Source organism: Variovorax sp. RCC_210, from assembly GCF_041355175.1.
Taxonomy (GTDB): domain Bacteria; phylum Pseudomonadota; class Gammaproteobacteria; order Burkholderiales; family Burkholderiaceae_C; genus Variovorax.
Genome location: NZ_JBFUPJ010000019.1, coordinates 95,755 through 118,383, shown reverse-complemented (window position 1 = coordinate 118,383; position 22,629 = coordinate 95,755). Strand labels below are relative to the sequence as shown.

The window sequence follows — 22,629 nt, the reverse complement described above, 5'->3', positions numbered from 1 at the left end:
GCCAACTGGAAACAGACCGAGCGGGCAGACTGCGCGGCTGCTGGCATGTCCAGGCCATCGATCTCGGCATCCCACGCTGGCATCAAGTCCGCGTCGTCGCACGCCATGCAGCCAACGCCCTCGGTCGGAGCCTGCGAAGGAGCATCGACTGCCCTAACCGGCCAGCCGCCGCAGCACATCGATGAGTGCCTGCTGCTAGCTCTGCTGTTGTTGCGCGGATCACCTCGTCGTCTTCAGGAGCCGGCAGCACCACGCCCCGTTGCGCCTGATTGGCAAATGCATGCCGAATCCTTCGCGCCAAGTCTTCGCGCGCGTAGGCCCAGGAGCCGGCGCCCGCTCGTACCTTCGCAAGGGCATATACCCTATCCGCTTCAGTCCGTTGTCGTGGCGGCACCGGCTTTCAACGCGCGTGATGGACGTGCTCTCTTACGAAACCGGGGATTTGCCTCGCCGAAAAAATGGCCGAAGCCAGCGACAGGTCTTCCAGCCACGCCTTCCAAGCCACGGCCTTCTGCGCGGGGTCGCCGCGCAGCAACGCGGATGGATGCAGCGTCACGAGCACGGGCCGTCCAGCCGCATCCTCGTGCCACCGGCCCCGCTCGCTCATCACCGCCACGTGACGGCCCAACAGCGAGCGCGCTGCAACGGCACCCAATGCGATCAGCGCTGTGGGCTTCACCACTGCAATTTCGTCTTCGAGCCAGTGAAGGCAGGCGTCCGCCTCGCGCTGGGTAGGCGTTTTGTGAATGCGGCGCTTGCCGCGCAGCTCGTACTTGAAATGCTTCACTGCATTGGTCACGTACAGTTTGTCGCGTGACCAGCCGAGCTCTGCCACGGCCCGGTCCAACAGCCGACCCGCCGGGCCGACGAAGGGACGGCCTGCCAAGTCTTCCTTGTCGCCGGGCTGTTCTCCCACCACCATCAGCCGCGCACGCGCAAGGCCTTCGCCGAACACGGCCTGCGTTGCGCGCTCGCCCAACGGGCACTCGCGACAAACCCGGGTCGCCCGGTCCAGCGCCAGCAAAGCGAGGGGGGCGGAGGTCATTGCCGTGCACTCATGTATTGCCTGAACCTCGTCGCAACGCGGGGTCGCTGGGCGAATTCGTCGGTGCCAATTGCTCCGCGGGCGGGCCCAGCAGGCCGCTGTCGCCGCCTTCGGTATGCGTGGTGCCGCCGCTGCGCACCTTGCCGCGACCCGAGTAGATCTCGTCGTCGTCGAAGTTCAAGGGCGCCCTGCCCTCCGCGCCGCCGCTGTCAATCGCCCCGCGCATCGGCGGATCGTCGCCATGCGGCCCCACGACATCGGCGACGGGAGCGCTTCGCCCGCGGCTCTTTACCGCGTTCTTCCCAGGTGTGGTTTTCATCGTGTTTTCCTTTCAGTGCGGATCTAGCGAGCGGGCGCCCCTGGAGCCGCTGGCGCGTTCGAAGCACCTGGGGCCGTGCCCGGTGTCGAAGGGTTCGTCCTGCCTTGCATCTGCGTTGCGGGTGGGCTCGACTCGTGGGCCGGCCCCTCACCGCGCTTGTCGACGGCGAAGAAGTACAGCAGTGCACCGACGAACACCACCACCGCCACGATGGTGAAAAACGCGAAGACGCGCGAGTTGTCTCGATCGTCGCTTCGGGCCTGTCGCCTCGATGTGACCTGATTGCTCATGGGGAGGTCCTTTCCTTCATGTTGATGAAGCCGAACCCAGGTCATCGCCCGGAGCTGCCGACTTGCATGTCGGACGTGACCTGACTCCGGCGTCGCAAACTTCCGAGAGTTGGTCGGCTCCAGGCGCTTTGGCATTCGGGAATCTCGCCAGCTGGGGACTAGACGAGCTCAGCAGAACTCGCTCGTGACGGCGAAAGTCATCAACCAGGGCGCAGACCTGAATGCGATGGGGGATGTGGCGGCGCTGGTGATCGGTGGGGCCGAAGGCCCGCCTATGCCGTCTTCTTCGGGCTGCTGTCGTGGCTGATAAGCAGTTGGTCCAAACATTGCTAGGTCGGGGGACAAGGCAGCCGATGCGGAGCTGTACCTCAAGGGTAGCCGCAGTTCTACCAACGCCGATACGGCGGGCAAAACGCTTCGGGGACGCCGTGCCCGGAGTTTGGGTTGCCTGGAACGCCGCAGCAACATCGGCTTCTGGTCCTTTCTCTTGAGCAACGCCCGCATGGACGAACTGGAGCATGCACACGTCCGCATGCGCGCTGATGGCTTTGCAGGTCTACCTCGCCGCAATCAACGTCAGAGGCCTCTCGAAGATGACGCAGCAGATCGAGACGGCCGCCCGAACGTAGATGCCGCCGCCGACTGCAAGCCCGATGACGGCAACATGAAAAGGCGGGCCCCGACGCACACCCGTGCTTCACTCCGTGAAGTTATCTTTGACCAAGTCCATCACGTCCGACGACCGGCCGCTGAGTACCGCCTTGGCCGAATACAGCATCGTGCCGGCGACTTGGCTGAACTCCACCTTCGGAGGCATCACCAGCTCGGTGCGGTTGACCGTCACGTCCAGCAAGGCCGGACCGGGGTGCGCGAGAAAGGCGCGCACCGCGTCGGGCAGGTGCTCCGCGCGCTCCACCTTCTGCCCGTAGAAACCGATCACTTCGGCCAGCCGCGCAAAGTCGGGGTTCAACAGCTCCGTGTAGTTGTCGAGCAGCCCTTCGACCTTCTGTTCGAGTTCCACGAAATTCAGGCTCGCGTTGTTGTAGACCAGGACCTTGATCGGCAGCTTCTCCTGCACCGCCGTCATCAGGTCGCCCAGCAGCATCGCGAGGCCACCATCGCCGGAAAGCGAAATCACCTGTCGCGCCGGGTAGGCCTTCTGCGCGCCCAGCGCCTGGGGCATGGCGTTGGCCATGGTCCCGTGAAACAGGCTCACGAGCGTGCGGCGCCGGCCGTTCGCCGTCAGATGGCGCAACGACCAAACCATGGGGCTGCCGCCGTCGGCAGTGAAGATGGCGTCGTCGGCGGCCAGTTCGTCGATGACGCGGGTCAGGTGCTGCGGGTGAATCAGCCCCTCTTTGCCAGGCCGCTCGTCGCGCCGCAGCGTCTTTACGGCTTCCTCGCGATGGCGCAGGCATTCATCGAGAAAGCTGCGGTCGGTGCGCTCTTCCAGCAACGGGATCAGCGCTGCGATGCTGTGCGCGACGTCGCCGACCAGCCCCAGCGCGATCGGGTGGCGGCGCCCGAGGTGGCTGCCGTCGGTGTCGATCTGCAGAATGGTCGCCTTGGCCGGATAGAACTGGCTCCAGGCGAAATCGGCGCCGAGCAGCAGCAGCGTGTCGCACGCCTGCAGCGCGTGGTAGCCCGACTCCACGCCGAAGATGCCGGTCATGCCCATGTTGAAGGGGTTGTCGTGCTCCACGAAATCCTTGGCGCGCGAGGTATGGGCGATGGGTGCCTTCAGGCACTGGCCGAGCGCCAGCAGCAGCTCGTGCGCGCCTTCGCAGCCGTGCCCAGCGTAGATCGCGATCTTCTTTTCCTTGCCGAGCAAGGTCGCCAGGCGCGCAAGTTCGTCATCGTTGGGGCGGATCACGGGCGCTGTCCCATGCACGGCAAACGTCAGCCCCTCCTTCACCCGGGCCTGCGCGATGTCGCTCGGAAGAATGACGACCGCCACGCCGCGACGAGACAGCGCGGCCTGCGCCGCGAGCGCCACGACCCGCTGCGCCTGCTCGGCCGACTGCACCTGCTCGCAGAAGACGCTGCAGCCGGCGTACAGCGACTTGAAATCGACCTCTTGCGGAAACTCCATGCCCAGTTCGGCCGTCACGATCTGGCTCGCGATCAGCACCATTGGCGCGCGGTTGCGATTGGCTTCGAAGACGCCGTTGATAAAGTGGAGCCCGCCCGGCCCGCATGAGCCGGCACAGGCGCTCAGCTGGCCCGTCAGGTACGACTCCGCGCCGGCGGCGAAAGCGGCCACTTCCTCGTGCCGCACATGCACCCATTCGATCTCGCTTCGACGGATCGCATCGGTGACGTGGTTCAGCGTGTCGCCGACGATGCCGTAACAGCGTTTAACACCGGCCTTCTGCAGGGTTTCGATGACGAGATCGGCGACTTTGCGGTGGGCCATGCGCTGCTTCCTTTTTCTGCAAAACCAAAACGCTACGGCCCCACCGTCCGAACTCCGTGAGCAGTCTTCGGAAGCCTCGGTAGGATTTTGCCGCGCCAAGCTACGGCATCCGCCGTGCGCAGTGCTTGACCTTGAACATCGCACGCTTGCCAGGCTGGTACGGCGACCTCGGCCGGCTTGACCAGCACGTCGTCGAGGCCAGCCCCTTCGAAATGCTGCGGCCAGCGCAGGGCCAAGGCAAGGTCTGTGGTCATCGGTGTCAGGCGCAGCGGCGGCTCGGGACCAGCCAGCAAGGCCTCCCACAGCAGGCGGCGCTCGGCCTGCGGGCGCGCCATGCAATCGATGTTCTCGAGCCGCAGGATGTCGAAGGCCACGAAGGCAGCCGGCGTCTGCACGCATGTCTGGAACTGGCCGAATCGGCAGGGGCGAGGAGCAAGGCTGCCCTCGCGACAGAACTGCCCGCGCCCTCTGCGCCGAAAAAATAGCCAACCCAAAAACGGCGCACTTGCTCAAGGTGCGGGGAGTTTAAAAACTTGCGAGCCGCAGTCGGTGTTCCTAGTTTGAACTGCTTTCATCGTCCGCAGTTGCGATTCTCAGCCACGCATGTTCGTGCTGCAGCGTGAGTCCGCCTTGACCGTCGCGTGCAGTTCTATCGCTCAATGAGCCATCGCCCAAGTCCATCAGGAACTGGGACTCTTTCAGAGTCAATCCATGAAGGACTTCCTCGCTTCTTGCATTGATAGCCAGAACACCGCCGGCCAAGGAGTCGCGCGTGCCGCTCATTCGAGATTCGGAGCTTCTGCATAGATATTCCTTTCCGGGAGGGAAGGCGTCGGTCGGGCGTCACCGCACCAGGTCAACGCTCATCCGCGATCCGAGCGCCTAGGCAGTTGGTAAGCGCGATGCGCGCCGCCCCTTCACCGGAGGGCTTCAGGCGATCGGTGCGCCGCTTCGGTCCCCGAAAGACCGCGGCGCGCCGGAAAGTCGTCGAGGGTGATCATGAGAGGCCACCGAGGGTCGACTCGGAAGCGTGCGACGACCGCTGCTTCGAGCGCGTCGATGTGGATTTCGCAGGCCTTCAGCAATCCGTTGCCCACCTCCCGGGTGCCGAATGCGTCGTGCAAGGTGTCTTCTGAAATGTGCGCCACGACCCTCGCTGCCACGCCCAACGACCCGACGTCGCGCCGCAATAGGAAACGGAAAACGAGCAACAGGAACCAGTAGATCAGAGTGCCCCTGAGCACCGTGTGCCAGGCAGTCATCTCCATACGGAAAAGCTCTGAACAGTGAATCCATGGGGAGCCTCGGATCTTGTCTCTTCACGAAGCTTCATACGTTACGTCGCACACAGGCTGCAGGCTGTAGGCCGGATTGACCGATGCAGGCACGAAGCCTTCACCGCCGGGGGCGTTGTCGGACGGCACCGCAAGATGCGCCCGCAGACCCCTGCAGCGTCATTGCCGATGGAAAAATGTGGCCCATGGCTTCCCGTCCTTCCAGTTCGTCCGGCGTGCTCGCCCCCGAAAATGCAGCGGGCCACACTGCGCTGCTGATCATCGACATGATCAATTGCTGGGACTTTCCCGATGCGGAAAAACTGCTGCCACGCGCGGCGGACATTGCACCCCGCATCGCGGCGCCCAAGGCCCGCTGCCGCAGCGCGGACGTGCCCGTGATCCAACGACAACCGCGGCCGCTGGCGCTCGGACTTCCCGGCGTTGGTGGGGCTGTCGCTGGGCCAAGGCGGTGCGGGCGCGGAGATCACGAGCGCACTGCAGCCCGACGCCGACGACTACTTTGTGCTGAAGCCCAAGCACTCGGCTTTTTTCGGCACACCACTCGAATTGTTGCTGCAGCACCTGGATGCGCGCCGCTTGATCCTGACCGGCGTCGCCAGCGACCAGTGCGTGCTGGCGACAGCCATGGAGGCGGAAATGCGCGACCTCGCGGTGGTGGTGCCGCGGGATTGCGTGGCTTCGCAATCGGTGGCGCGGAACGAGACCGTGTTGCGCCAGTTGGAGAAGTTCCAGAAGTTGCCCACAACGACAGCGTCCCGCATCCGGCTGGTTCCGCTTCGGCCAGGCGTTGCCAGGGGCGGGCGTTGAGCGTGTTCGCTCATATACAGATAGGCGTGAAAGACCTCGCGATGATGTGCGCGTTTTACGATCTCGTGCTCGCGCATTTCGAACTACGGCGGTCCGTCGAACTCTCCCAATTCGGCCCGGCGGGTGTGTACTGGCAGCGTCCAGGCCAACGCTGGCCGCAATTCGTCATTGGCGCGCCGGTTAACGGCCAAGCGCCTTCTTGCGGCAAACGGCAGCCAGGTGAGTTTTCTCGCAGCATCGCGATCCGTGATCGATGCCGCCTGGACAACGGCCTTGGCGCATGGCGGGGAGGACCAGGGTGCGCCAGGCCTCGGGCCACGCTATGCGCCCGACTTCTATGCGGCCTACTGCCTTGACCCCGAGGGGCATAAGCTCTGCTTCGTCCACACGATCTTCACCTCGCCGGTCCACGAGCCCTTCACGCCCGACTCCTTGAAACCTGCTTCGTGAGCGTCGCTGTAGCGTTGGCGCCGAGCGTCATCTCGGTGATCCACGACACCAGTAACGCGTCATAGGCATGGCGAGATTCCTGTTTCGACGACCCGTGGTTGCGCCCGAGAGCACCCGACAGGTGACCGAGCGCACGCGCTTGGATGCGGCAAGGTAGTTCTGCAGCGCCGGATGCGGCACGGTCTGGTCGTCCTTGGACTCGACGATCAGCACGTCGAGCGCGTATGTCTTCAATGCCGCGGTACCTTCTTGTCCCCTTCCGCCGGAGGCAGCTTGACCTTCGTGACAGTGACCGACACCGGGTCACTCGCGGGAAAGGATTCTTCGACGCCGCTGTCCAACGCCTCTTCGCTGATGGGCTGCTCGGTGGGTTTAGCGTGCTCGGTCGGCGTGCCGTGGTTTTTCGACGTGGGAAAAGGAAACGGTTTCTGCGCTTTCTCTTTCTGATCCGTGGTCATGGTGGCCTCCTGCGATGTAGGGCCTTCCTCGAAAAAGGAAGGTGTCTGGCCATGGTCGTCCAGCGGAGGGCATGCGTGGTCGGAATGCGCTGCGCCTGCGCGTGGGAACAGTCCCGCGCGCCAACGCGTGGGTCAGGCGCGTCAGCGGGCCGGCGCGGCGCGTCCGGTGCCGCCCGCGCCGAGCACCCGCGCAAGTTCCTCATCCAGGCCCAGGCCGGTCGCAAGGCCCAGGCGCGCGGCAAGGTGCGCCGCGTCGTAGGGCGCGTGCACCTTGACGTCGTTGTCGAAGTAGCAGAACACGTCGTGCCTGCCGCGCCTCGCTACTTTGGGCGAAGCGAGCTTCGCGTCGTCGACCTGCCCGCCCTGCCGCCAGGCGTCGATGCGGGCCGCCCAGTGGTCCAGCGCTGCATCCCCGTAGCCGCTGGCATAGAGCGCCTTGTCGCCGTGCAACCGGATGTAGACAAAGTCCGCCGTCAGGTCTTCGAGCCAGGGCCAGCGCCCCGCCGTGTCAGCAACCACCAGCGCCACCTGGTGCCGGCGCAGCAAGGCGATGAAACCGGGATCGACGAAGCTCGGGTGGCGCACCTCCAGCGCATGGCGGATGCGCAGCCCGCGCACGGGCTCCAGCACCGAGCGACCTGCCACCCGCTCGTCGTGTTCGCCTGCCAGGGCGCGCACGGCGCGACCATCGCGCGGCAGCAGCGAGAAGAAGGCGTCCAGTCGTCCAGGGTCGTACCGCATGCTCGGCGGCAGTTGCCAGAGCACCGGACCCATCTTCTGTCCCAGCGCCAACACGCCTGACGCGAAGAAATTGGCCAGCGCCTGCCGCACGTCCTTGAGCTGGAGCATGTGGGTGATGTAGCGCGAGCCCTTGACGGCGAACAAGAAATCCTCCGGCGTCTGGTCGTGCCAGAGCCGGTACGACTCGGGCCGCTGCAGCGAATAGAACGAGCCGTTGATCTCGATGGTGGGCAGCATCAGCGATGCGAATTCGAGCTCCTTGCGCTGTGCGAGACCCGGCGGATAGAAACGCCCGCGCCAAGGCGCATATCGCCATCCGGAAATCCCGATATGGACGTCGCCGCGCGGCCCTGCCATGCGTTTTCTCCTGCAGCTCAGAGCCGGGCGATGGCCGACTTGAGTTCCTCGATCGATGCCAGCTTCGCCAGATGCGCGTCGAAGCCCGCTTCGAGCGCGCGTCGCGCATCGGTGCGCCGGCCGAAGCCCGACATTGCGATAGAGCGCAGCTCACGCGTCGCCTCGTTGCGCCTCGCCTCGCCGATGAGCTGGAAGCCGTCCATCTCCGGCATGCCGAGGTCCACATTCGCCGCACGCAATGGTGAACGGCACCACCACGCGGTCGCCGCGCTGCAGCCGCGTAACAGCCTTGCCCGTGTCCTCGACGATTCCCATAAACTCGTGCCGAGGATGTCACCCCTCTCTATGCTGGGAATCTTTCCGCGGTAGATGTGGAGGTCCGACCCGCAGATGGCGGTGGCCGTCACGCGCAGGATGATGTCCTCCTCCTGCTTGATCACGGGATCAGGCACCGTTTCGACGCGGACATCCTTTGCGCCGTGGTCGGTCAGGGCTCTCATGTGCGTTCCTTCATGGATGGATGAAAAGCATGGAATGAAGCCTGCAAAGCTAAGGCGGGCAGTTGCACGGGGATGTAGGAGCCTTTCCTGCGGATGCGCCCAAATGCAACGGTGCCAAGGGTGCGAGCCGCGGTCGTGGCCGCACCCTTGCGCATCAGCCACACGCAGGCCAGCGACGCCGCGCTGGCAGCCATGGCCACATTGCGGGCTGCTGCACTGGCTCCCCAAACTGGCCGCCTGCGCGAGGCTCGTTACAGCGGCCGCATACCAAAGTCGAACGATTTCCCGAGCCGGAACGGTTGCACCGCGCCCCTCTGTCATCACCCCCCGAACGACGGTACGAGCGGCCGACATGCGTTGGCTTTCCTGCCGCGAATCGCACCCCTGCAAGCGAAAGGGGACTACACGCGGGCCCCACGCGAGTGCGCAATTTGTCTATCTGCTTATCTCACCAGATCACGAAAGGAACGACATGTCTGCATCTACCCTCAAGCAATCCGTGGCCCGATCGCCCAAGCCGGACTCGCTGCCGACAGAGGCCGAGATCCGTACCGAAGACCTGGAGTCCACATTGAATAAGCCTGACCACGGCACCGAAGAGGCTGAAGAGGCCCGCCGACAAGAGGCAGAGCCCGGCAGGGGCGAGAACTCCGCCGGCTTCCTGCATCCCACACCACGCTGAAGGAGCTTTCCATGACGAGACGAGACAACCCTCTTTCAGCCGGCTCGTTTGCCGTCGTGACAGGCGCATCCTCCGGCATTGGCCTGGAATTGGCACGTTGCTGCGCCGCGAAGGGCTGCGACCTCCTCATCGCGTCCGACGAGCCGGAGATCGAGGCAGCCGCCATCGAACTGCGCAAGACAGGGGTAGACGTTCGCGCCATTCAGGTCGACTTGTCCACGCTCGAGGGCGTGGACCGGCTCGTGGCCGCATCCGCAGGCCGGCCAGTGGATTGCCTGTTGGCCAACGCAGGGCGCGGCTTGGGCCACGGTTTCCTCGACGAGAACTTCACCCAGGCCAAACTGGTCCTTGACACCAACGTGACTGGCACGATCTACCTGATTCACCAGATCGGCTCGCGCATGCGCGCGCGTGGTTGGGGACGCATTCTGATCACAGGCTCGATCGCAGGCTTCATGCCCGGCTCGTACCAAGCGGTCTACAACGGAACCAAGGCCTTTCTCGATTCGTTTTCGATGGCCTTGCGCAACGAACTCAAGGATTCAGGCGTCACCGTGAGTTGCCTCATGCCAGGACCGACCGACACCGAATTCTTCGAACGCGCGGACATGCTGGATACCAAGGTGGGCCAAGGCAAGAAGGCAGACCCGGCGGAAGTCGCGCGCATCGGCTTCGAGGCCATGCTGGACGGCGAAGGCGACGTGGTGGCAGGCTGGAAGAATAAGTTGCAAGTGGCTGTGGCGAAGGTTACGCCGGCCTCCCTGTTGGCCGAGCAGCATCGCAAGATGGCCGAGCCGGGGTCCGCAAAGCCGTGAGCGAACGAGACTTTGCGAAAAGTTCCCACATGGCACAGACAAGTGCTCGCGCAGATTGGCGCTTCATCAACTCTCGTGGAGGTTTTTCGAATGAAACACCCATTGAAAGCCACCGTCCGCGGAACCCTGCTGGCTACGGCAGTACTCCTGGCCCCATTCGCAGGGGCCGCCGACAAGCTGGGCAGTGCCGATGCATCGATGCTCAAGGACATCGCGGAAGCAAACATCGCAGAAGTCGAGACGGGCAAGATCGCGCTCGAAAAATCATCGAACGGTGAGATCAAGAGCTTCGCCCAGATGATGGTGGACGACCATTCCAAGGGGCTGAGCGACGCCAAAGCCCTCGCTTCGGCCAAGGGCGTCGACTTGCCGGCAGGCCCCAGCGTCAAACACAAGGCTGTGGCGCTCGAACTGAAGGCGCTCAAGGGCGATACCTTCGACAGCCGCTACGTCAAGCAGGCTGGCGTGGGCGACCATGAAGCCACAGAGAAGCTGTTGAAGAAGACTCAGGCGCAGGCCAAGGACGCAGACCTCAAGGCGCTCGCCGAAAAGATGCTTCCAGTGGTACAGGGGCACCTGGAACATGCTCAGCAGCTAGCGGCCAAGAAATGACGCAACCGGGCGCGCGGACTTGCGCGTCCGGGTAGCCGGCGACATAGCCGCGCTGCGCGCTCAGCGGGCAGCGAATCCAGCGAGTTTGGTTCGCCGACCCTCGTGCAGTGAGTACGCGCTCGACGCTCGGGCCGTGCGCTTGCCGCCAAACGCGCCGTCCGCAGGCGCACGGGAATCGCCTTGACCGCGGGTACCTGACTCTTCTTAGCATGGTACGACAGCTCGTCACCTTCCTTCGTATTCACCCAGTAAAAGCGCCCCGGGTCGGGTTCGTCGACGTGCACCGAGATCCGTCGGATGCGCGACATCACTTCCTCCTCAGGTAGACCGAACTGCCTCGGCCGAGTCGTGCGGCCAGCCCTACCTCAAGCGATGACTGGCGCCGAGAGTGGGCACGATACGTTGAGCTGGAAAACGCCGGCGCGCGTTGCGGTGATCGCGCATCACGCGGACCGGCGATGGCTTCATGAAATGCCTTGTCGTGAACGGGTGACTTTCAGAACCGCTGGAGGTGATCGCGGGCGTTCGCGCGGAGGCTCTGAGCGGCAGCTTCCGAGCGGACGGTTTGGCGGCTTCGGGCCGGGGCTGCGTGAAAACTTAATCCGGTGGATATCGCCTCTGAAGTTCGAACTCTTTCAGAAGGCCCTCGGGTTGCGTTTTCTAAATGTGCCAAAGGGTCAACGACGTCTGAACATGGCCCAACGGGGTTTCACACAGCCCCGGAGCATTGATGCTCGTCGGAAAAGGTCTGCGCTCGTGGAAGGCGAACGTTGATCGTCGCGAGATCTCCTCGATGAGGCACGCATGTCAGGGGCCGTTCATGCGAGCTCGGATATTCAGCGAGTTGGTGAAGTCAAGCGCTCCGGCCATTCTGGCCGCTTGCCCGGAAACATTCCGATGTGGTGGCCCCTGCCCCAATGTGTGTTTTCGTATTAAATGTGATAAATTCACATTTGCGGTGAATCTACTCATTCTTCCCATGTCTGCGAGGCGCGCTCCATCAGTGCGACCGAAGCTTCACCTCAGCAAAGGAGAAAAGAATGTTCGAACGTCTGAAGAATCTTTTGGGCTTTCCAAATGCCCGGGCTCAGCGGGACCCAGTCAGCATCAGCGAGTCGAATCAGATTGCCCGACTCATCGCAGATGCTGTCCAGGACCAACTTATGCTGGCAAACCGGCCAACGCCAGCGGATTGGTCTAGGAGAGCACGGGCTACCGTTTTGGGCTACATCGCCGCAGCGGGCACGGCGTTGACGGCCGGGCGCGGAGAGTCACGGGCGTTGTTGATTTCAGTGGTGAGTAGCAAGTACCTGCTGCGAGACAGCTTCGATGTGGGACGTACCCTAGAGGAACTTGAGCATCTGGCGTCTTCGCAAGACACCGACTACCTGGCAGGGGCTAAGGCGGGTTATAGAGATGCCCGACGGTTGCGTGAGCGGCGTCCGATGCGGGGACTGATTCCCATATTGCATTGAGGCCTGGTTGGCGTCGTTGAAAACGTCAACGCTGGCCTTGGTTTCGGCTTAAAGGGCAGCCATGCCCAATCCAATCTCCAGCTCCGCGTAAGCGCATGGTTCCGGGCTCGATTCAGAGCGGACTTGGCGCCACATTGGAGCCGCGCACCGGGGCGACATTGGCGCAGTGAAGCATCCAATCCGAGCCTGCAGTCCGCAGCTAGAATGCAGAAATGTGAATGATTCACAGCCTCAGTCCGAGTAAAAATCTTCGATAGCAGCGTCCTCGCACTCATGGAACAAAGGCTGGATTGGGCCCTATCAGCCTGCGCGCGCATTCTTCGGCCGGTGGTTAGGCTTGCTCTTTCCATGGGGGTCAGGCACCCTCACTTGGAAGGACTGTTGCGCGACCTGCTGCTCGAAGAGGCGCAGCGTTCATGGCGCCGCCAGGGCGTGGCGAAACCTAATTTGAGCCAGCTTTCCGTAACCACGGGGTTGAATCGCAAGGCTGTGACTGCCCGTGTCAGGGCGACCGTGGATCCCCTGCCCCACACCGAACTGTCGGCGGCAGCGAAAACATTCACACTTTGGTTGCAGATGGTTGCGCAGGATCCCGGCTTGCAGCAGCTGCCCGTCACCGCCGAGAATAAGATGCCGTCTTTCGAGGCCGTGGCCCGCATGAGCACTCGTGGCAATGTTCATCACCGCACCATCCTCGATGAACTGATACGCCTGCAGATGGTGAACGAAGTCGACGGCGTCGTCGAGCTCACCGCAGATGGCTTCGTGCCAGTGGAAGACCTGCAGTCCATGCTCGCTTTCCTGGGTGACAACGGCCGTGACCACTTGCTGGCGGCTGTCGCCAACACCTTGGACGTCTCCCCACGCATGCTTGAGCGCGCGGTCTACGCGCGCGGATTGACACTCCAGGAGTGCGAGCAGATCCACCAACTGGTGCGCAAGCGCTGGTCCGCATTGCACCACGAGTTGGCTCAGGAGATGACGCAAGCGGTGGCGCGCGCGCCTCAGGGCGCGACAGGTCGCATCCGGGTCGGCATCTACACCTATTACGAGGATGAGGGCACACCCACGCCAACGCCTCACCCTCGAAGCGAGCCCAACAGTGAGCACGATGACACGAATCCATAGGCTGATGCGCGGCCTGCTTTCCAGCGCCGCCATGATGCTGCTCCTGTCATGCGGTGGCAGCGGTGGTGGCGACGGCCGAGGCCCGGTCGACGGCTTCGGCCTCGGCGAGGGCACAAGCGTTACCCCAGCGCCCGCAGGCGCGAGCGACTCCCCAGCAGGAAACGGCAGCAGTGCCGGCGCAAGCGGTACGGATGCAGGAACGGACACAGGATCTGCGGGCACCGGCGACGCCACGAGCACCGCTGGCAACGGCAGCACCGACGGCTCTGGGGTCGGCTCCGGAGGCACAGGCGTTACCGCGGACGCTGCCGGCGTCGGTTCGGCAGGCGGGTTGGGGAGCGTCATCCTGAATGGAGTGCGCTACAACACGGACGCTGCCGCCTTCACGCTCGAAGACACGTCAGAACTACAGATCGGCATGAGCGCGCGTATCGCAGGGAAGCTGGACACCAACTTCACCAATGGCGTTGCCACTCAAGTGCAATCAGCTGCAGAACTGCGCGGGCCCGCGACTGGCATTGACGTAGCCGCGGGGAGCTTCGTCGTGATGGGAACCACGGTAAGCGTCGACTCAGCCACCGTGTGGGGTAACGCGAATGGACTGGCCGATGTAGGTGGCGGCAGCGTCGTTCAAGTGTGGGGACTGCCTGGTGACCCCGGGAGCTTGCGCGCCACCCGTGTGCAAATTGCGCCGACCATGCTCGATCCGTTGGTCACCGGCACCGTGCAAAACCTCGATACGGTCCGCAAGACGTTTGCACTCGGCTTACTAACGATCGACTACAACGGAGCTGCGTTCACCGGATTCAATTCGTCGGCACTTGCAAACGGCACCATCGTGCGCGCACGAGCGTTCTCGGCGCCGACAGCCGGCGTTCTGGCCGCCACGATAGTTCAGGGCTGGTATGCCATACCCTTGAATGACGGGGTTGCGGTTCAACTGGCGGGCGTCATCACCAGTTTTGTTTCACGAGGCGCCTTCAAGTTGCTGGGAACTGCTGTCGACGGCACGACTGCCCAAATCAACGGCGGCCCTGCGGGGTCACTTGGAAATGGGGTGAAGCTCGAGGTCGACGGATTCATGTCCGGCGGTGTATTGGTGGTGAAGAAGCTTCGAATCCGCAATGTGCCGGGTACGGGGGGGCCGGCGTCGTTCACGTTGATCGGGGCCATCGGCGCCTACCAGTCCCCCGCGAGCTTCAGGGTCCGAGGTCAACCTGTCGACGCCAGCGGCTCGGGCACCTCATTCATCAATGGCACCGTGGCCGATCTAGGCAACGGGCGGCGCGTAACGATCGTGGGGGACCGTGTGGTCAATGGCGTGCTGATAGCGCAAAGCGTCGCGTTTACGCCTTGAGCGCGTAGCACCTACGCGTGGTTCGTTCCTGCGCGGGATAGCGAACAGTGCTCACCAACGCCGAGCATGTTCGCGCAGCATGAGCTTCACATCCGCAAAGATTCGGTGCCGGGGATGTGACGGCATGCCGTCTTGGGGCGCATGGACACGGATGACTTCGATTGGGAGTTGGGCCTCTTGGCCGATATTCCTCTTGGCTAACCCACTCTGTTGAGTTCCATGGAATCTTGACCCGTCAGTGGCCGGCGCGCGCAGCCACTTTGATACCGTCGTGCGCGACAGTCCCGTCACGCGCGCTATCTCTCGCTTCGACAGCTTGTCACTCACGTGCAACCGTCGGATCCTGCCATTCATGTCCATGGTGATCACTCCGGGCACCCCGCTGCTCAAATAAGCAGCAGGGCAGGTTGACACCTGGCCTAGTTTTTGGTCAGCGCCGACAACCTTAGAGGGTGCTTAGTCCCTCTTGCGGGCTGACGATTCGTTTCATGTGCAAGCCCTGCAAGTCCCGACTGGTGTCGCAACAATGTGGATGTAGGCGGTCTCTTCGCGGACTTCGTAAATGATTTCGGTTCTTGCCTGAGACCAGCAGGCGCAGGCGTCGGGTGCAATGCGCTGCGAGCATCTATGTGCTCTTTCATGCTGCGAGCGCTAAGCCCGCAACAAAGAGGTTCGCAATATGGTAGGACGCCGCCACGCCACGGGGACAGATTGCGGACCAGAGCGTCCCCCCGTGAGTTCGCACGGGGCTCGCCCCGGCAAGACCTCGCGTCCGAGCGCGGGCGTCTACTAGAGTACGCGCATGTCTTTCTGCCGATGCGATCTCCTCGCCCTTTCCTTGGCCGTCAGCGCTCTCGCCTTCGGGCTCGCCGCGGCGGCTCACGCACAGCCGGCGCCTTTGGACGATGGCGAAACGCTCCCCGCCATCACCGTGAATGCCAGGGGCCGTTCGGAGGCCGCCCAGCAAGTTCCGATACCGCTGACCTCGATCGACGGCGAGGCCCTTGAGGCCCAGCAAAGCTGGCGCCTCGAAGACCTGCAGCAGTGGTTGCCAAGTACCAGCATCACCTTCGGCGATCCGCGGCAATCGGCCGTCGCGGTGCGCGGCGTCGGCAGGAATCCATCGAACGACGGCCTCGAGGGCAGCACGGGAATCTACCTCGACAACGTCTACCTGGGCCGCGCGGGCATGGCGACGTTCGACCTGCTCGACATCGAGCGCGTGGACCTGCTGCGCGGGCCGCAAGGCACGCTTTTCGGCAAGAACACCACCGCCGGCGTGCTGGCATTGCGCACGCGTTCACCGAGCCGCGAGACCGAGCGCAGCCTGCAACTCTCGATCGGGCAGCGCGGCCTTGCGCAAGGGCAAGCCATCTTCTCGGGCGCTTTATCGGAAGAGACGGCGGGCCGGCTGCTGGTGTACGGCACCCACGAACGCGGCAACATCGAGAACATCTACGACGGCGGCAGCGTCAACGGAGGCAATCGATCCGGTATTCGCGGCCAATGGCTGCTGCGGCGCGGCGACGTCTTCAGCCTGCGCCTGATCGCCGATGCGCACCGCGAGCGCTCCACGTACGGCACCCGCGTCATCTACTCGCTGGGAAGCGGCCCGGCGGCGGCCCGCGCACGGGCGGGCGGCGCCACCAACATCGTCACCGATCCGCGGCGCTATGCGGTCAACACCGACGGCGTGGAGCGCGTCGATCTCGACCAGGGGGGCGCGTCGGCCGAAGCGAACTGGAAGCTCGGGTCCGGCGCCACCGTCACGTCCATCACCGCCGGCCGCTCGTGGAACTTCGTGCCGACGACCAACGACAATCTCAGTATCCCCGTGCTGGTCGACGGCGGCTCCCGCGTGCGCCAGCAGCAGTTCTCGCAGGAGTTGCGCTACGCGGGGCCCACCGGCGGTGCGGTCGACTATGTGGTGGGCGCGTTCTACATGCGCCAGCGCATGCGCAACGAGATATTCACCGTGTTCGGTCCGCGAGCGGACATCGTTCTGCAGGGAACGTCCTTGCCGGTGCTCGCCAACGCGAGCACCGTGAGCTTCGGCGCGCTCGACACGGAGAGCTTCGCGCTCTTCTCCCAGGCCACGTGGCACGCCACGTCCAGGCTCGACCTCACGGCCGGCCTGCGCATCACGCAGGAGCGCAAGGACGGGCGGACCCATCGCGGCGACTCGACCGGCGGTGCCGCGGCCACCGCGTTCCTGCGCAATCGTCCGATCGTGCTTGGTGCCTACGACACAGGTCCGTTGGCCATCCGAAAGACCGGCCCATCGGCGCTCCTGAGTGCAAGCTACCGGCTGGATGACGACGCGATCGGCTACGCGAGCTTGTCGCACGGCGAGCGGTCGGGCGGGATCAATCTGGCGGGGCCGGGTGCCGCTCCCGGCCCGCTCGGCGCCTCGTCGCTGATCATCGGGCCCGAACGTGTCGACAGCCTGGACGTCGGCGTCAAGAGCAGCGTGTGGAATGATCGCCTGACACTCAACCTGAACGCCTTCCTGGCAGGCGTGCGCGGCTATCAGACGTCGATGTTCGTGCCCGCCGGCGCAGGCGCGGGCAACTACGTCGAGATCCTCACGAACGCGGGCGATCTCGGTAGCCGTGGACTGGAGCTGGATGCCACCGCGCGACCGGCGCACGGGCTGACCGTGTGGGCCAACGCTGCCTTCAACGGCGCACGCTATCGCCGCTATGAGGATGCGCCTTGTCCGTCAGAACGTGCGTTCGTGCCTCAGGGGCGCTGCAGCCTGACCGGTCGGCAGGTTGCCGGGGCACCGCGCTGGACCTTCAACGTGGGCGCCGAATACCGCAGGTCCGTGAGCTCCAGCACCCAGCACTTCGTTTCAGCGACGTACGCCTGGCGGTCCCCCCAGGACGGCACGCTCGACGGCTCGGTCCACTCGCGCATCCCGGCCTTTGGCCTGCTGAACCTCGCGACCAGTTGGAAGGTCACGCGGGGCAATGACATCTGGAGCATTTCGCTCTGGTTGCGCAACGCGCTCGACAAGAAGTATTTTCCGACCGTGGCCGCCACCGCGAACGGTGCCTACGTGGCATCGGTCGGAACGCGGCGCACCCTGGGGCTGACAGTCCGGCTGGACTACTGAGCGTTCTCATGCGTTCCCTCACAGCGCCACCCATGCACAGCAAGCGTTTGGGTAGACACCTCCGAAGCGCATCCAATGGTCGTCGCACGACGCAAGCACCTATTTCCAGAATTGCCACCGCGACTTCTTCGGTGCCGCCAGCGTGCTCGGTGCACACGCGGCCGGTCCTAGCGTTGCAGCGACATCCAAGATGCGGCCGAGTTCGTCGAAGCTGATGTGGCGAGCACATGGGAGGCGCTCGCATGATGTCTGCGCGCGCCGAAGTGAGCCCCGCATCGACGCGGCCCAACGGGATTGGCGCTGCCGAACCGACGGGAATCCGTCCGACGCCGCCCCTCCAGGCCCCTGCCACAAACGCGTTCTTCAGTCTTGGAAAACGGGCATGGACGAACGAACAGACCGCGCCGCCCTGCCGCAACGGCGACGAGGCGGCCCCGCATTGATCCTGGTGGCTGCCGTACTTGCAACAATTGGGACCCTGCTCTATTTCTATGACGACAACCGCGCGAGCATGAATCGCACCGCAGTGCCCGGGCCCGCGGTTGTCACAGGCAAGTGACAAGGTGCGGGGTGATGACGTCGACTGTGGTATCGATCGTGGTGATCGGCGGGGGTGCTGCCAGCCTCGAATTCGTGACCAGGCTGGCGCGGCAGCGGCCCAGTGTTGAGGAAGCGGGGGCCACGTGCCGGCGGACCGTGCGCTGGCGCAAACCTAGAAGCCGCGGCTTCATGATATTGGCGACCGAGATGCAGAACCAAGAGTACGGCGGAGAGTTCTTTCCTAGCGCATTCGCACGCACACAGCTACCGCTTCGAAATCGGCGCATTGCCGTCGTTCGACCCGCTTGCGCGGCACGTACGCCTTGAAGCCGTCATGGGTCCAAACGGAAGCGAACTGCTGCCACCACCGGCCATCGACTCAACTGGTGCTCGCGCTGGGAAGCGAAGAGAACGATTTCGGCACGCCTGGCGCACGCGAACACCGCCTGTTCCTGACCCTCGCTGCAGGCGATGAAGCTTCGCGAGGCGCTCTTCGTGCGGCCTTCAGGCTGGCGCGCGCCCAGCAGGACGCATTGTCGATCGCCATCATGAGTCGCGGCGCGACCGGCGTCGAATTGGCTACGGAAATCCGCGATGGGATGTAAGCACTTTGGCGGCACAAATCGGGCTTGCAACGCAAGCGCGTGCGGCTCACCGTGGTCGAAGGCGCGGCCCGCCTGCTTGCAGCGAACCCGCCTGAGGTGTTCGAGTACGCAGAGGCGTCGTTGTCCTGGCAAGCGGCAGGCGCATCGGTGCGGAATTGAACATCTGGACCGCCGGCATCCGGGGGCCGCGTGTGTTCGAGGATTCGCCCGCACTTCCCCGCCCGGCGTCCGGTCGGGTCGAGTCGACGGCAGGTTCCAATGCGAAGGCGTGCCGCACGCGATCGGCGACTTTGCCGAATGGATCGACCCCACCTCGCCAGGGTCCGCCCTCCTACACCGCCCAGATCCCGCACGCCTTCGATGGTGGCACGCGAAGGACACACGATCGCGTGCGAGTTCCGCCCACGTGGCGCGCGTGGCACGCAGGGGCAAGCCTGTCACTGTTCCTGGTAATTCCAGAGCAACCCGCCGTCGACGACAAGGCTGCTGCCGGTGATGTAGTCCGCGTCGCTGGAGGCCAGAAATGCCACAGCCGCGGCGATCTCCTCCGGGTCGCCCATCCGTGCCAAGGGTATCTGGCCGACGAGTTGCCGCAGCCTTTCCGGATCGTCGAGCAACGCGGCATTGATCGGTGTGCGAATGGCGCCGGGCGCCACGTTGTTCACCGTAATGCCGTGGGGCGCCAATTCGACGGCAATGTTGCGCATCAACATCTTGAGTCCCCCCTTGCTCGCGCAGTAGGCCGTGAAGTTTGGAAACGGCAATTCCTCGTGCACCGAACTGATGTGGATGATCTTGCCGGGGCGACCGGCCGCGATCAGCGTCTTCGCGAACGCCTGTGTGAGGAAAAACGGCGCCTTCAGATTGACGTCCAGCACGGCGTCGTAGTCTGCTTCGCGGACCGACAGAAAGTCGGCCCGGCGCTCGAGGCCGGCGTTGTTGATGAGGATGTCCGCATGCGTGAAGCGCGACGACACCTGCGCCATCACATGCGACACGGCAGCGACGCCTGCAAGATCTGCGGCAACAACCTCGCATCGGCGGCCGAGTGCCGCCACAGCACCGGCCGATTCGCGCGCGCGGTCGTCGTCGCGCCGCACGTGCAGCGCGATGTCCGCGCCTTCGCGCGCCAGGCGCAGCGCGATCGCCCGTCCGATTCCCTGGCTGGCGCCGGTCACCAGCGCCACCCTCCCCCGCAACCGGTCTCCCATCAGTGCTTGGCCGTCACGTCGGCCTTTCTGCGCTGGAGAAATTGCTGCGTGATGGCGGGCAGTTGCTCCAGCAGCCAAGCGGCCATCGCCTCCTCCTCGACCAGAATGGCCTCGCAGGTGCGCTGTGTCGCTTCGTCCCCGACTTCCCTGGCTGCGGCAATGAGAATCCGGTACGAAGCGATTTCCATGTGCTCGAAGGTGTACGAGGACAGGGCGGCCTTCACAACTTCGTCAGCGACGAACATGCCGCTCAAGCCCTGGGCCGTGGCGGTGATTCGCGCGGCCACGTCCTTGACGGTCGACGGGCTCCCTCCACGGCGAACAATGCACTCGCGCACCTGCCTGCCCTGCTGGCGAGTCTGGTCCAGGTGCGCCAGGATGCGCTCCTTCAAGACGGGATAGTTTTTCAGGCGGTCGGCTGTGGCGCTGAGCATCTTCTCGGCCTGCTCTTCCATGGCATGCGCATCGCGCAGCCAGTCCATCAGGTTCTCTTCGGCAGTCATCATTGGCAACTCCAGTGGTTGTGACAAAGGATCGATCACGGCATTTCGGCAATCGAGATGCCTGCTGCCCCGGGCAGCTACGGACGCAGACAGGAATGCCGATTGCTCGCGTACAGGCCTGTCCAACTTCAAGCGGAGTACAGACCATGGAAACAGGGCCCGTTGGCACCGCCAGACCACGCCGCGCTTCGTCGCCCGGACCGTGAGCGAACGCGGCAGACGACATGCCATCGACACGAGCACGCTCCCGTGCACGGGCTCAACCGCGGACAAGCACAACCACCGGCACGGACGCGGACGCGGACGAGACAATGCGGCAACTTCGGGACATCCACCGCCGTGGCAAGTTGCTGCTGTTCGTGGGCGCGGGCGTTTCGATGGGCCTGGGCCTGCCGCCATGGCGAACCTTGATCGAACACATGGCCAAGGAACTGGACGTCGAAGCCACCACCTTCGCGGACAAGGGCAGCTATCTCATCCGGATCAAGCACGGCAGCATCGGACCCCTGCGCAGCGGGACGGACCGCGAATGGCATCCGCGCGACCTGGACCTCGGGCGCTCACGCATTCACGAACTGATCGCAAAGGGCCGCTTTCCGCTGATCTATACGACCAACTACGACCGGTGGCTGGAAAGCGCCTTCGAGCACTACGAGGTGGCGTACACCAAGATCGTGAGCGTCGCCGACCTGGCCAAGCTCCGGCCCGATGCCACCCAGATCATAAAGTTCCATGGCGATCTGGAGGAAGATGCCTCCATCGTGCTGGACGAAAGCAGCTACTTCCGGAGGTTCGATTTCGAATCTCCGCTCGACATCAAGCTGCGCGCCGACGTGCTGGAACGCACCGTCATGTTCATCGGCTACAGCCTCGCGGACGTCAACATCAGGTATCTCTTCTACAAGCTCTTTCGCCTGTGGAAATCGTCGATGTCTAACGGGGCGCAGCCGGTGTCCTACCTTTTCTCGCCGTCGGCCAGCCGAAGTGCAGCGGGCGGTGCTGGGCCAGTGGGGCATCGAAATGGTCCACCTGGGCGGCGACCCATCCCAGGCGCTGATCCGGTTCCTGGAGACGGTGCTCGACGACGAATAGCAGCATGCAGCGCGTGCGCGCCCGCAGTTCAGTCGATGCCTTCCTGCCGGGCCACCGAGCGCCCGCCCCGGCTCAAGACGGAAAGGAGGAAATCTTGCTCGTCGTGACGCACGATCCCTAGGCATGCGGCGACGCTGGTACGAACGGCGCGAGCAAGCAAATCGCAAAATCGTCGTACTAACTTCATGATGTCGCGTGATGCGTCCACCCGGCAATCGGGATGCCAGCGGTGACTACGCCGTCATCGTTCCCTTGATTCCGCCGCAGCACGCTTGCAGCGCCACAGCTCCTCCGCATAGCAACCGGCCAGCAGCAGCCCGCCGGCGATCGCCGTCCCCACGTAGGTCGGGGGGACCATGTTGCGCCGCGGCACCGGCGCGAACGAGGCCGCGTCCCACCCACCGTCCAGGCCCACGAGCGACAGCGCCTGGTCCCAGTGCAGCGACGCGAGCAGCGCGATGGCGGCCAGCGGCAGGATCTCCTGCACGCTGTGCACCATCTGCTCCAGCGGCGAGATGCTGCGGTGCGGGGCCGCCCACCTCAGGTCGACGTACACCGTGAGTTCGTGCGCCGCGAATGCCGCCAGGCACAGCGCCAGCACACCGGCATTGACCTCCAGAAGCAGCACCGCCAGAACGGCCACGCCCATCTCGACGAACATCAGCATGTGCAGCACCGATTCGCGCACGCCGGCGGTCGCCTCGATGCGCGCGCGCCGATGCAGGGCCCAATCGGCCGCGCCCGCCGCCAGCCAGAGCGGCAGCGCCACGAACATGAGAAGAAACTGCTGCGGCACCTGAGGACTCCCGA

The 22,629-nt window shown here is 64.2% G+C and carries 27 protein-coding genes and 2 pseudogenes; 12 read left to right on the top strand and 17 right to left on the bottom strand.

Annotation, left to right across the window (positions count from 1 at the left end; translation table 11 throughout):
• Positions 1-400: 400 nt before the first annotated feature.
• The 7 genes from AB6807_RS35265 to AB6807_RS35235 all read right to left on the bottom strand — a co-directional run bounded on the left by AB6807_RS35265 (position 401) and on the right by AB6807_RS35235 (position 5,338).
• A complete protein-coding gene (locus AB6807_RS35265) occupies positions 401-1,045 on the bottom strand; it encodes a UdgX family uracil-DNA binding protein (protein WP_371088189.1) in 645 nt (214 codons plus the stop codon).
• A 10-nt stretch (positions 1,046-1,055) separates the two neighbouring features.
• Complete coding sequence (locus AB6807_RS35260; RefSeq protein WP_371088188.1) at positions 1,056-1,364, bottom strand: hypothetical protein; 309 nt, start codon at positions 1,362-1,364, stop codon at positions 1,056-1,058.
• A 23-nt stretch (positions 1,365-1,387) separates the two neighbouring features.
• On the bottom strand, positions 1,388-1,654 hold the full coding sequence (locus AB6807_RS35255; RefSeq protein WP_371088187.1) for a hypothetical protein: 267 nt from the start codon (positions 1,652-1,654) through the stop codon (positions 1,388-1,390).
• A gap of 697 nt (positions 1,655-2,351) precedes the next feature.
• A complete protein-coding gene (locus tag AB6807_RS35250; protein ID WP_371088186.1) occupies positions 2,352-4,070 on the bottom strand; it encodes a thiamine pyrophosphate-dependent enzyme in 1,719 nt (572 codons plus the stop codon).
• 32 nt (positions 4,071-4,102) lie between these two features.
• A complete protein-coding gene (locus AB6807_RS35245) occupies positions 4,103-4,444 on the bottom strand; it encodes a hypothetical protein (protein WP_371088185.1) in 342 nt (113 codons plus the stop codon).
• Between the two features lie 181 nt (positions 4,445-4,625).
• Positions 4,626-4,853 (bottom strand): hypothetical protein, encoded by a 228-nt coding sequence (locus tag AB6807_RS35240; RefSeq protein WP_371088184.1) that lies wholly within the window; start codon positions 4,851-4,853, stop codon positions 4,626-4,628.
• Positions 4,854-4,987: 134 nt separating this feature from the next.
• Positions 4,988-5,338 carry a hypothetical protein gene (locus AB6807_RS35235; protein WP_371088183.1) on the bottom strand — a complete coding sequence of 117 codons (351 nt, stop codon included), beginning with the start codon at positions 5,336-5,338 and terminating at the stop codon, positions 4,988-4,990.
• Positions 5,339-5,791: 453 nt separating this feature from the next.
• Between AB6807_RS35235 and AB6807_RS35230 the strand changes: the two genes are divergently transcribed.
• Both AB6807_RS35230 and AB6807_RS35225 read left to right on the top strand, forming a co-directional pair.
• Positions 5,792-6,175, top strand: coding sequence for a cysteine hydrolase family protein (locus AB6807_RS35230; RefSeq protein ID WP_371088204.1), 384 nt, complete (start codon positions 5,792-5,794; stop codon positions 6,173-6,175).
• 246 nt (positions 6,176-6,421) lie between these two features.
• Positions 6,422-6,625: a hypothetical protein gene (locus AB6807_RS35225; RefSeq protein ID WP_371088182.1), complete on the top strand. Its 204-nt coding sequence runs from the start codon at positions 6,422-6,424 to the stop codon at positions 6,623-6,625.
• A 27-nt stretch (positions 6,626-6,652) separates the two neighbouring features.
• Here the strand turns inward: AB6807_RS35225 and AB6807_RS35220 are convergent, their stop codons facing one another.
• The 6 genes and pseudogenes from AB6807_RS35220 to AB6807_RS35195 form a co-directional block, all read right to left on the bottom strand.
• A complete protein-coding gene (locus AB6807_RS35220) occupies positions 6,653-6,859 on the bottom strand; it encodes a hypothetical protein (protein ID WP_371088181.1) in 207 nt (68 codons plus the stop codon).
• Complete coding sequence (locus AB6807_RS35215) at positions 6,856-7,083, bottom strand: hypothetical protein (RefSeq protein ID WP_371088180.1); 228 nt, start codon at positions 7,081-7,083, stop codon at positions 6,856-6,858. Before AB6807_RS35215 ends, AB6807_RS35220 begins: the two co-directional genes overlap by 4 nt.
• 141 nt (positions 7,084-7,224) lie before the next feature.
• Complete coding sequence (locus AB6807_RS35210; RefSeq protein ID WP_371088179.1) at positions 7,225-8,181, bottom strand: DUF72 domain-containing protein; 957 nt, start codon at positions 8,179-8,181, stop codon at positions 7,225-7,227.
• A 17-nt stretch (positions 8,182-8,198) separates the two neighbouring features.
• Positions 8,199-8,405 (bottom strand): response regulator, encoded by a 207-nt coding sequence (locus AB6807_RS35205; RefSeq protein WP_371088178.1) that lies wholly within the window; start codon positions 8,403-8,405, stop codon positions 8,199-8,201.
• Positions 8,404-8,681, bottom strand: a pseudogene (locus tag AB6807_RS35200) (alcohol dehydrogenase catalytic domain-containing protein); the annotation flags it as partial. The gene AB6807_RS35205 and the pseudogene AB6807_RS35200, both read right to left, overlap by 2 nt.
• The gene (locus AB6807_RS35195; protein ID WP_371088177.1) at positions 8,678-8,875 is read right to left on the bottom strand and encodes a hypothetical protein; all 198 of its coding nucleotides are present in this window, start codon (positions 8,873-8,875) and stop codon (positions 8,678-8,680) included. The pseudogene AB6807_RS35200 and the gene AB6807_RS35195, both read right to left, overlap by 4 nt.
• Positions 8,876-9,153: 278 nt before the next feature.
• On the opposite strand from AB6807_RS35195, the gene AB6807_RS35190 reads away from it, so the two are divergent.
• The 6 genes from AB6807_RS35190 (at position 9,154) to AB6807_RS35165 (ending at position 14,750) form a co-directional block, all read left to right on the top strand.
• Positions 9,154-9,363, top strand: coding sequence for a hypothetical protein (locus AB6807_RS35190; RefSeq protein ID WP_371088176.1), 210 nt, complete (start codon positions 9,154-9,156; stop codon positions 9,361-9,363).
• Positions 9,364-9,374: 11 nt separating this feature from the next.
• On the top strand, positions 9,375-10,178 hold the full coding sequence (locus AB6807_RS35185; RefSeq protein ID WP_371088175.1) for an SDR family NAD(P)-dependent oxidoreductase: 804 nt from the start codon (positions 9,375-9,377) through the stop codon (positions 10,176-10,178).
• Between the two features lie 90 nt (positions 10,179-10,268).
• On the top strand, positions 10,269-10,790 hold the full coding sequence (locus AB6807_RS35180) for a DUF4142 domain-containing protein (protein WP_371088174.1): 522 nt from the start codon (positions 10,269-10,271) through the stop codon (positions 10,788-10,790).
• Between the two features lie 1,040 nt (positions 10,791-11,830).
• Positions 11,831-12,265: a hypothetical protein gene (locus AB6807_RS35175; RefSeq protein WP_371088173.1), complete on the top strand. Its 435-nt coding sequence runs from the start codon at positions 11,831-11,833 to the stop codon at positions 12,263-12,265.
• 273 nt (positions 12,266-12,538) lie between these two features.
• Positions 12,539-13,393, top strand: a complete 855-nt coding sequence (locus tag AB6807_RS35170; protein WP_371088172.1) for a DUF6502 family protein — start codon at positions 12,539-12,541, stop codon at positions 13,391-13,393.
• Entirely contained in the window at positions 13,377-14,750 is a 1,374-nt protein-coding gene (locus AB6807_RS35165; protein ID WP_371088203.1) for a DUF5666 domain-containing protein, read from the top strand. The genes AB6807_RS35170 and AB6807_RS35165 overlap by 17 nt, the downstream gene beginning before the upstream one ends.
• A gap of 222 nt (positions 14,751-14,972) precedes the next feature.
• On the opposite strand, the pseudogene AB6807_RS35160 reads toward AB6807_RS35165, so the two are convergent.
• Positions 14,973-15,110: pseudogene (locus AB6807_RS35160) on the bottom strand (helix-turn-helix domain-containing protein); the annotation flags it as partial.
• Between the two features lie 442 nt (positions 15,111-15,552).
• Here AB6807_RS35160 and AB6807_RS35155 point away from each other — a divergent pair.
• The 3 genes from AB6807_RS35155 to AB6807_RS35145 all read left to right on the top strand — a co-directional run bounded on the left by AB6807_RS35155 (position 15,553) and on the right by AB6807_RS35145 (position 19,013).
• Positions 15,553-17,868, top strand: a complete 2,316-nt coding sequence (locus AB6807_RS35155) for a TonB-dependent receptor (RefSeq protein ID WP_371088171.1) — start codon at positions 15,553-15,555, stop codon at positions 17,866-17,868.
• A gap of 382 nt (positions 17,869-18,250) precedes the next feature.
• Positions 18,251-18,427, top strand: coding sequence for a hypothetical protein (locus AB6807_RS35150; protein WP_371088170.1), 177 nt, complete (start codon positions 18,251-18,253; stop codon positions 18,425-18,427).
• Between the two features lie 367 nt (positions 18,428-18,794).
• On the top strand, positions 18,795-19,013 hold the full coding sequence (locus AB6807_RS35145) for a hypothetical protein (RefSeq protein ID WP_371088169.1): 219 nt from the start codon (positions 18,795-18,797) through the stop codon (positions 19,011-19,013).
• 437 nt (positions 19,014-19,450) lie between these two features.
• Here AB6807_RS35145 and AB6807_RS35140 read toward each other — a convergent pair whose 3' ends face one another.
• Positions 19,451-20,224, bottom strand: a complete 774-nt coding sequence (locus AB6807_RS35140; RefSeq protein ID WP_371088168.1) for an SDR family NAD(P)-dependent oxidoreductase — start codon at positions 20,222-20,224, stop codon at positions 19,451-19,453.
• A complete protein-coding gene (locus tag AB6807_RS35135) occupies positions 20,224-20,730 on the bottom strand; it encodes a ferritin-like domain-containing protein (RefSeq protein WP_371088167.1) in 507 nt (168 codons plus the stop codon). The genes AB6807_RS35140 and AB6807_RS35135 overlap by 1 nt, the downstream gene beginning before the upstream one ends.
• Positions 20,731-21,038: 308 nt before the next feature.
• On the opposite strand from AB6807_RS35135, the gene AB6807_RS35130 reads away from it, so the two are divergent.
• Positions 21,039-21,926, top strand: a complete 888-nt coding sequence (locus tag AB6807_RS35130) for an SIR2 family protein (protein ID WP_371088166.1) — start codon at positions 21,039-21,041, stop codon at positions 21,924-21,926.
• 134 nt (positions 21,927-22,060) lie between these two features.
• Here AB6807_RS35130 and AB6807_RS35125 read toward each other — a convergent pair whose 3' ends face one another.
• A complete protein-coding gene (locus AB6807_RS35125; RefSeq protein WP_371088165.1) occupies positions 22,061-22,615 on the bottom strand; it encodes a diguanylate cyclase in 555 nt (184 codons plus the stop codon).
• Positions 22,616-22,629 lie beyond the last annotated feature (14 nt).